Here is a 7786-nt window from a genome sequence, read left to right on the forward strand (position 1 = left end):
AAGTCCGTGATATCAGCGAGATCGTGCGACACACCGGCCCAATTGGCCGATCCCCTCGCCCGCGTCCCTCTACGGTGTGAGGTGTGAGCAGCAGCGGCCTCATCTACGCAGTCATTGTCGGGGCCTGGGCCGCCTACTTGGTGCCCATGTGGCTCCGGAGGCAGGACGAGCTGAACGAAGCCCGTCCGACGGAACGCTTCTCCACTGCCATTCGGCTGCTTTCCGGCCGGGCGGGAATGGAGCGCCGTTACGCCAAGGGGCTGCGTGAGCGCGGTGACGAGCAGGCGCAGCCCCAGCCCCACGCGGACCCGGATGCCGCGACGGAAACGGTGAATTCCGTGGACGCCGACGTCCGGGCCGTCGGCGTGCCCCCGACCAGGGCGGAGCCGCGACCGGCCGCCGTCGAGCGGGAGCAGCGCGCGGAGCGGGCCCGGCGCGAACAGCGCCTCCAGGTCCTCGCGCGCCGTCGGCGCACGACCGCGCTCCTCTTCCTCGTCTTCACCCTCGGGGCGGTCGTCGCCGCGGTGGGCGGGCTGCGCTTCCTGTGGGCCCCCGCCGTGCCCGCCCTGCTGCTGAGCACGTACATCGTCCACCTGCGGGTGCAGGAGCGGCGGCGCTACGAGTTCACGATGGACCGGCGGCGCGCCGAGGCGGCCGCGCGGCACCTGCGGGAGAACCGCCAGCGCCGCCACCCCGAGGACACCTCCGCCGCGGGCACCGAACCGGATCCCGCTCCACCGGTCTCCCCGCAGGAAGCCGGACGGCGCGCGCTGGTCGAGCAGACCGACCACGCCGAGTGGGTGGACCAGCAGCGCGAGCGCGAACGCGGCCCCGCCCGCGGTGACAGCTGGGAACCGGTTCCGGTCCCCCTGCCCACGTACGTGACGGCCCCGGTCGCCCCGCGCGCAACGGGACCGGCGGCGCCGGACGCGTGGAGCTCGACCCGTTCCAGCACGGCCGAGCCGACGGAGCCGCGCCTGCGCGCCCAGCCCGCGGGCCCCAAGCCGGAGCAGAAGACCCCGAGCACCCCGCGCCCGCGCGGCCGCGAGGGCGGCCGTACCCCGCTGTTCGACCAGTACGAGAGCGACGGCCGGCCGCGGGCCGCGAACGAGTGATCGGTGACCTGCGCGGACGCTCTCCGATACCGGTTTTGGAGCACCCGCGCGGGGATGCTAATGTTTCACACGTCGCAAGGGCCTGTGGCGCAGTCTGGTAGCGCACCTCGTTCGCATCGAGGGGGTCTGGGGTTCAAATCCCCACAGGTCCACAGACGACAGTTCTTGAGTAGCTCTCAAGGATCGTCACGAGATCCCGTTCAGCCGAAAGGCTGGGCGGGATCTCGGCGTTTGTGGGGTTTGCTGCGGAGACCCGATGCCGGTGACGCCGGATACGTTGCACCGCAACGGAGTTCCGGGGATGGGCGCGCGGGCCGAAGGCCCGCTCGGCGTCGATGCCGATGGAGAGCTTGTCGAGGGTGTCGCCCGAGGTGGCCTCTGACGGATCGTCGAACTGCATCCGGATCAGGGACCTGCCCTTCGGGGGGATCCTCCCGGCGACGGGTCCGTCCCGCTGGGGCACGGACCGCGCCGCCTGGCTCCCGGGGCAGTACAGCCAGGGCCCTGGTGTCACCGTGGCGCCTGGGCGGGCGCCGCTTCGGCGACGGGAACTAGCTCTGGCCGTGGAGCGGCTTGGTCATGCAGCGGCTGGAGTCGTGGAAGCGGTAGTGGCCGAACTTGGCGGACAGGGAGTAGCCGCTGGACAGGTAGAGGGCGATCGCCTCCGGCTGCTGGTCGCCCGTCTCCAGGACCATCCGGGTACGACCCGCCGCCCGGGCGTCGTCCTCCAGGATCGCCAGGATCCGGCGGGCCAGACCCAGGCCGCGGGCCTCCGGTACGACGTACATGCGCTTCAGTTCGGCGTCGCCGTCCGAGTAGCCCTCGTCGTTGCGCTCCTGGCTGCGCCACCCGCCGCTGGCGACCGGCGTGCCCGCGACGTCGTACGCCAGCAGGTAGAGGCCCTGCGGCGGGGCGAACATGGCGGGGTCGAGGAAGGTGGCGTCGCCCTCACCGTCGTTGTAGCGCGCCTGGTACTCCAGCTGGACCTGGCCATCGAGCTTGACCGCGTCCGGGTGGTCGTACGGCACCGTGCGGAGGTTTATACCGTGAGACATTCGAATAGCGTACGGAACCATCCCGCTAAGGTGCAGGGATGCTCACCGTGACCTCCGTGAATGTGAATGGGATCCGCGCCGCCGCCAAGAAGGGCTTCGGGGCGTGGCTCCAGGGATCCGACGCCGACGTGGTCTGCCTTCAGGAGGTACGGGCCGAGGAGGGCCAGATTCCGGAGGAGGTCCGGACCCCCGCGGGCTGGCACACCGTGTTCGCGCCGGCCGCCGCCAAGGGACGGGCCGGGGTCGCGCTGTACACGCGCCGCGCGCCCGAGCGGGTGCAGGTCGGATTCGGGAGTGAGGAGTTCGACACCGGCGGGCGGTACCTGGAGATCGATCTGCCCGGTGTCACGGTCGCCAGCCTCTACCTGCCCTCCGGTGAGGCCGGGACCGGGAAGCAGGACGAGAAGTACCGGTTCATGGCGGAGTTCCACGTCTACCTCCAGGCGCTGAAGGCGCGGTCCGCCGCGGACGGGCGCGAGGTCGTGGTCTGCGGTGACTGGAACATCTGCCACCGGGAAGCCGACCTGAAGAACTGGAAGACCAACCGGAAGAACGCGGGCTTCCTCCCCGAGGAGCGGGAGTGGCTGGGGAAGGTGTACAGCGACGCCGGCTACGTCGACGTGGTGCGCGCGCTGCACCCCGACACCGAGGGCCCGTACTCCTGGTGGTCCTACCGCGGGCGGGCCTTCGACAACGACGCCGGCTGGCGCATCGACCTCCAGGTCGCGACGCCCGGGCTGGCGGCGAAGGCGGTGAAGGCGTTCGTCGAGCGCGCCGAGACGCACCCCGAGCGCTGGTCCGACCACGCGCCGGTGACCGTCGTCTACGAGCTGGGTGCGTGACCGGATCCGGACGCCAGGAGGCGGTCCATCGCCATCGCCAGTTCGGCCTCGACCACGCTCTTGGCCAGCGGGCGCAGGCGCGGGAGGGCGTCCGGCGAGATGTGCACCGTGATCAGCTCGGTGAACAGGGCCGCCATCGCGTCCGCGTGCTCGCGGACGCGGCGGCCCGTCTCCAGGACGGCCGAGAGCGGTACGCCCTCGCGGACCAGGGCCGACGAGACGTCCAGCAGGCGCCGGCTGACGTGCACGATCTCGTCGCCGTCGGTGGCGAGGTAGCCGAGGTCGAGCGAGGCCGCCAGGTTCTCCGGGGTGACCTCGCCCTCGAAGTAGTCGGCCAGCGCCTCCGGGGTCAGCCGGACCGGGGTCTCCTCCGACCAGCCGATGCCGAGCAGCTCGCCGAGCTGGCTGACGTCGCGGCCGCTTTCGAAGGCTGCGGTCAGCTCCGCGATGCCGCCGAGGGTGTGGCCGCGCTCCAGCAGGGCGGCGATGGTGCGCAGCCGGGCCAGGTGGTGGTCGTCGTACCAGGCGATGCGGCCCTCCCGGCGCGGTGGCGGGAGCAGCTTGCGCTCGCGGTAGAAGCGCAGGGTGCGGACGGGGATGCCGGCCGCCTCGGCCAGTTCCTCCGTGCGGTACTCGCGCACTGTCTTCGCTTCCGTCTCTTCCTTCGCCACAGCCGCAGCCTATGGCGTACCGGCGGTAACTTTCCGGGCTCGACCCCTACCCATGAGTACGGGGCTGCTCTACTCTCCCGATTGTGCCAGTGATTGCTGGCAGTGTTACGGGCGCGGATGCGGAAGGCGGCGGGGCATGGGTGGCATGAACGGCACGGACATCGCACAACGTGAGCACGTACGCGTGGCGGTGATCGGGTCCGGATTCGGCGGGCTCGGCGCGGCCGTGCGGCTGCGGCGCGAGGGGATCACCGACTTCGTCGTACTGGAGCGGGCCGACTCGGTCGGCGGGACCTGGCGCGACAACAGCTACCCCGGGTGCGCGTGCGACGTCCCCTCCCACCTGTACTCCTTCTCCTTCGCGCCCAATCCGGACTGGCCCCGGACCTTCTCGGGGCAGCCCGCCATCCGCGCCTACCTGGAGCACGTCGCCGACACCTTCGGCCTGCGCCCGCACATCCGGCTCGGCTCCGAGGTCCGGATGATGCGCTGGGACGCGGACGAGCTGCGCTGGGAGATCGAGACCTCCGCCGGTCGGCTCACCGCCGACGTGGTGGTGTCGGCGACCGGGCCGTTGTCCGACCCGAAGGTGCCGGAGATCCCGGGGCTCGCCGAGTTCCCCGGCAAGGTCTTCCACTCCGCACGCTGGGACCACGACTACGACCTCCGCGGCAAGCGCGTCGCCATGATCGGTACGGGTGCCTCCGCCATCCAGATCGTGCCGGCCATCGCCCCCGAGACGGAGCGCCTGACGCTCTTCCAGCGGACCCCGCCGTGGGTGATGCCCCGCACCGACCGGGCCATCACCGCCGTCGAGCGCTGGCTGCACCGCCAGCTGCCCTTCACCCGGGCGGCGCGGCGCGGGCTGCTGTGGGGCATCCGGGAACTCCAGGTCAGTGCCTTCACCAAGCGGCCGAACCAGCTCGGGCTCATCGAATCGCTCGCCAAGGCCAACATGGCGCGCTCGATCAAGGACCCGGCACTGCGCGCCAAGCTGACCCCCTCGTACCGGATCGGCTGCAAGCGGATCCTGCTCTCCAGCGAGTACTACCCGGCCCTGGCCCGGCCCGATGTGGACCTGGTCGCCTCCGGGCTGAAGGAGGTCCGCGGCTCGGTCCTGGTCGCCGCCGACGGGACGGAGACCGAGGCCGACGCGATCGTCTTCGGCACCGGCTTCCACGTCACGGACATGCCGATCGCCGATCGGGTGGTGGGCGCGGAGGGCAGGACCCTCGCGGACGCGTGGAAGGACGGGATGCAGGCGCTGCGAGGGGCCACCGCGGCGGGCTTCCCCAACTGGATGACGATCATCGGCCCGAACACCGGGCTCGGGAACAGCTCGATGATCCTGATGATCGAGTCGCAGCTCAACTACATGGCCGACTACCTGCGGCAGCTCGCCCTTCTCGACGGAGGCGGCCCCGGCGGGCGGGTCGCGCTCGCGGCCAGACCCTCCGCCGTGAACCAATGGAACCGGCACGTGCAGGCCCGGATGGAGCGCACCGTGTGGAACACCGGCGGCTGCACCAGCTGGTACCTGGACGCCCAGGGCCGCAACACCACCGTCTGGCCCGGCACGACCGGCGAGTTCCGCAAGGAGACGCGGACCGTCGACCTGTCGGAGTACGAGGTCCTGCGCGTCCGGGACCGTGAGCCCGCTCCGGCCGCCGCGGCGGCCCCCGCGACGGCGGGCGCCAAGGGCACGGCGAAGGCGGTGTCCGAGACGGCGGCCGAGACTGCGGTGACGACGACGGCCGGGACGGCGGCCGGGACAGCGGCCGGTACGACCGCCGGTACGACCGCCGAGACGGCCGCCGGGACGGCCGTCGAGGCCGCTGCCGAGGAGAGCGCCGCGTGAGCCGCCCGCCGCACGTCACCACGGGCCGGTACGCGCCCCCGGTCGCGCGCCGCGCGTTCGCCGCCGTCTCCGCCGACGGCGCCCGCCTGCACGTCGAGGTCCACGGGGACGAGGGCGCGCCGGCCGTGGTGCTGGCGCACGGCTGGACCTGCTCCACCGCGTTCTGGGCCGCCCAGATACGGGAACTGGCGAAGGACCACCGGGTCATCGCCTACGACCAGCGCGGCCACGGGCGCAGCCCCGCTGCCCGGGAGCACAGCACCACCGCCCTCGCCGACGACCTGGTCGCCGTACTCGAAGCGGCCCTCGCCCCGGGGGAGCGGGCCGTCGTCGCGGGGCACTCCATGGGCGGCATGACGATCATGGCGGCCGCCGCCCGCCCGGAGTTCGCCGAACACGTCGCGGCCGCGCTGCTGTGCAGCACCGGCAGCGCCCGGCTGGTCGCGGAGGCGCGCGTCGTACCCCTGCGCCCGGGGCGCGTGCGGACGCGCATCACCGGCGCGGTCCTCAGCTCCCGCGCTCCGCTCGGGCCCGTCACGCCCGTCGCGAAGAAGGTCCTCAAGTACGTGACCATGGGAGCCGGTTCCGCGCCGGACGAGGTCGAGGCGTGTGCCCGCATCGTGCACGCCTGCCCGACCGCGGTCCGCCGCGCGTGGTCCCGGGTACTGGCCGGACTGGACCTGGACGCCGACGTGGCCCGGCTCGGCGTGCCCACCGCCGTCATCGGCGGCAAGGACGACCGGCTCACACCCGTCGTGCACGCCCGCGGGCTCGCGGCCGCGCTCCCGCACTGCGTGGGGCTCACCGAAATCACCGGCGCGGGGCACATGACGCCGGTCGAGGCCCCGGAGACCGTCACCGACGCCGTGCGCGAGCTGGCCGCCCTGTACCTGCCCGCGCCGAACCCCACCGAGAAGGAGAAGACGCCGTGAGCGCTCGCAGCAGTCTGGAAGGCCAGGTCGCCGTCGTCACCGGCGCCGCCCGCGGGGTCGGTGAACTGCTCGCCCGCAAGCTCTCCGCGCGCGGCGCGAAGATCGCCCTCGTCGGCCTGGAGCCGGAGGCCCTCAAGGAGGTCTCCGAACGGCTGCACACCGACAGCGAACACTGGTACGCCGACGTCACCGACCACGAGGCCATGGCCCGGGTCGCGCAGGAGGTCAAGCAGCGATTCGGCAAGGTCGACATCGTCGTCGCCAACGCGGGCGTGGCCTCCGGCGGGCCGTTCGCCGACTCCGACCCCGACGCCTGGCGCCGGGTGATCGAGGTCAACCTCATCGGCGGGGCCGTCACCGCCCGGGCCTTCCTGCCCGCCTTGACGGAGAGCCGCGGCTACTTCCTGCAGATCGCCTCGCTCGCCGCGATCACCCCGGCACCGATGATGACCGCCTACTGCGCCTCCAAGTCCGGCGTCGAGGCCTTCGCCCACTGCCTGCGCGCCGAGGTCGGCCACAAGGGCGTCAAGGTCGGCGTCGGCTACCTCTCCTGGACCGACACCGACATGGTGCGCGGCGCCGACCGGGACGAGGTCATGCGCGAGCTGCGCCAGCGGCTGCCCTGGCCGTCGAACCGCACGTACCCGCTGGGCCCGGCCGTCGACCGGATCGTCGCGGGCATCGAGCGGCGCTCCGCGCACGTGTACGCGCAGTGGTGGCTGCGCGGGATGCAGGGCGTGCGCGGCTACCTGCCGGGGATCATCGGAGCCGTCGGACAGCGCGAGATGAAGCGGTTCGAGCCGCGACTGGCCGGTGTTTCCAAGGGACTTGTGGGGGCGGGCGGGGCCGCGGACGAACAGGCGCGCACCGGGGGCACCTCCCCCCGGTAGCGGGGAGTGACTGATCGAAATGCGTGCTCTGTCCCCTCGTGCAAGTCTGGTCGAGGCCCCACCACCAACACCCCTCATGGAGTGAAGAGCATGGGTATCAAGGACCAGTTCCAGGACAAGGCGAAGCAGCTCGCGGAGCAGGCCAAGGCCAAGGCGGCAGGTACCGAGGACCAGGTCTCCGAGCGTCCCCCGCAGCACCGGCAGGGCGTGAAGGACCAGTCCCACAAGGCCCGTGAGGTCCACGGCGACCGCTTCGAAGACTGATCCGCGCATCTCGTACGCCGTGTACTGGGAGTGAAGGGGCGCGGCCCGTGTGGTTCCACGGGCCCCCCCCCCGCCCCCCGCCCACCGGCGGGGGGGCCCCCAAGGGGGGGGCCCGGGCCGCCCCGGCCGGTGTACGGGGGGGCCCGCGGCCCGGGGCCC

9 protein-coding genes and 1 tRNA gene are annotated in these 7786 nt (G+C 72.5%); 7 read left to right on the plus strand and 3 right to left on the minus strand.

Annotated elements, in window-relative coordinates; translation table 11 throughout:
• Nucleotides 1–83: 83 nt before the first annotated feature.
• Nucleotides 84–1115, plus strand: coding sequence for a hypothetical protein (locus tag ACFCZ1_RS11900; RefSeq protein ID WP_376678235.1), 1032 nt, complete (start codon nucleotides 84–86; stop codon nucleotides 1113–1115).
• A gap of 78 nt (nucleotides 1116–1193) precedes the next feature.
• A tRNA-Ala gene (locus ACFCZ1_RS11905) sits at nucleotides 1194–1267 on the plus strand.
• Here ACFCZ1_RS11905 and ACFCZ1_RS11910 read toward each other — a convergent pair.
• Nucleotides 1249–1515: a hypothetical protein gene (locus ACFCZ1_RS11910; RefSeq protein WP_376678236.1), complete on the minus strand. Its 267-nt coding sequence runs from the start codon at nucleotides 1513–1515 to the stop codon at nucleotides 1249–1251. The genes ACFCZ1_RS11905 and ACFCZ1_RS11910 overlap by 19 nt on opposite strands.
• Before the next feature lie 151 nt (nucleotides 1516–1666).
• Nucleotides 1667–2170, minus strand: coding sequence for a GNAT family N-acetyltransferase (locus ACFCZ1_RS11915; RefSeq protein ID WP_376678237.1), 504 nt, complete (start codon nucleotides 2168–2170; stop codon nucleotides 1667–1669).
• Between the two features lie 38 nt (nucleotides 2171–2208).
• Here ACFCZ1_RS11915 and ACFCZ1_RS11920 point away from each other — a divergent pair, with 38 nt between their 5' ends.
• Complete coding sequence (locus ACFCZ1_RS11920) at nucleotides 2209–3012, plus strand: exodeoxyribonuclease III (RefSeq protein ID WP_376678238.1); 804 nt, start codon at nucleotides 2209–2211, stop codon at nucleotides 3010–3012.
• On the opposite strand, the gene ACFCZ1_RS11925 is transcribed toward ACFCZ1_RS11920, so the two are convergent.
• Nucleotides 2994–3683, minus strand: a complete 690-nt coding sequence (locus ACFCZ1_RS11925; protein WP_376678239.1) for a MerR family transcriptional regulator — start codon at nucleotides 3681–3683, stop codon at nucleotides 2994–2996. The two genes, ACFCZ1_RS11920 and ACFCZ1_RS11925, sit on opposite strands and share 19 nt — an antisense overlap.
• A gap of 160 nt (nucleotides 3684–3843) precedes the next feature.
• Between ACFCZ1_RS11925 and ACFCZ1_RS11930 the strand changes: the two genes are divergently transcribed.
• The 4 genes from ACFCZ1_RS11930 (at nucleotide 3844) to ACFCZ1_RS11945 (ending at nucleotide 7627) form a co-directional block, all read left to right on the plus strand.
• On the plus strand, nucleotides 3844–5541 hold the full coding sequence (locus ACFCZ1_RS11930) for a flavin-containing monooxygenase (RefSeq protein ID WP_376678261.1): 1698 nt from the start codon (nucleotides 3844–3846) through the stop codon (nucleotides 5539–5541).
• Nucleotides 5538–6473: an alpha/beta fold hydrolase gene (locus tag ACFCZ1_RS11935; protein ID WP_376678240.1), complete on the plus strand. Its 936-nt coding sequence runs from the start codon at nucleotides 5538–5540 to the stop codon at nucleotides 6471–6473. The genes ACFCZ1_RS11930 and ACFCZ1_RS11935 overlap by 4 nt, the downstream gene beginning before the upstream one ends.
• Complete coding sequence (locus ACFCZ1_RS11940; RefSeq protein WP_376678241.1) at nucleotides 6470–7363, plus strand: SDR family oxidoreductase; 894 nt, start codon at nucleotides 6470–6472, stop codon at nucleotides 7361–7363. The genes ACFCZ1_RS11935 and ACFCZ1_RS11940 overlap by 4 nt, the downstream gene beginning before the upstream one ends.
• Nucleotides 7364–7453: 90 nt before the next feature.
• The gene (locus ACFCZ1_RS11945; protein ID WP_376678242.1) at nucleotides 7454–7627 is read left to right on the plus strand and encodes a hypothetical protein; all 174 of its coding nucleotides are present in this window, start codon (nucleotides 7454–7456) and stop codon (nucleotides 7625–7627) included.
• Nucleotides 7628–7786 lie beyond the last annotated feature (159 nt).

This window comes from Streptomyces sp. NPDC056224, assembly GCF_042267665.1.
Classification (GTDB): domain Bacteria; phylum Actinomycetota; class Actinomycetes; order Streptomycetales; family Streptomycetaceae; genus Streptomyces.

What these genes read in the sequence shown, in the direction of transcription:
- ACFCZ1_RS11910 (WP_376678236.1), bottom strand. Translation starts at nt 1,515, where the DNA reads ATGCAGTTCGACGATCCGTCAGAGGCCACCTCGGGCGACACCCTCGAC.
- ACFCZ1_RS11915 (WP_376678237.1), bottom strand. Translation starts at nt 2,170, where the DNA reads ATGTCTCACGGTATAAACCTCCGCACGGTGCCGTACGACCACCCGGAC.
- ACFCZ1_RS11920 (WP_376678238.1), top strand. Translation starts at nt 2,209, where the DNA reads ATGCTCACCGTGACCTCCGTGAATGTGAATGGGATCCGCGCCGCCGCC.
- ACFCZ1_RS11945 (WP_376678242.1), top strand. Translation starts at nt 7,454, where the DNA reads ATGGGTATCAAGGACCAGTTCCAGGACAAGGCGAAGCAGCTCGCGGAG.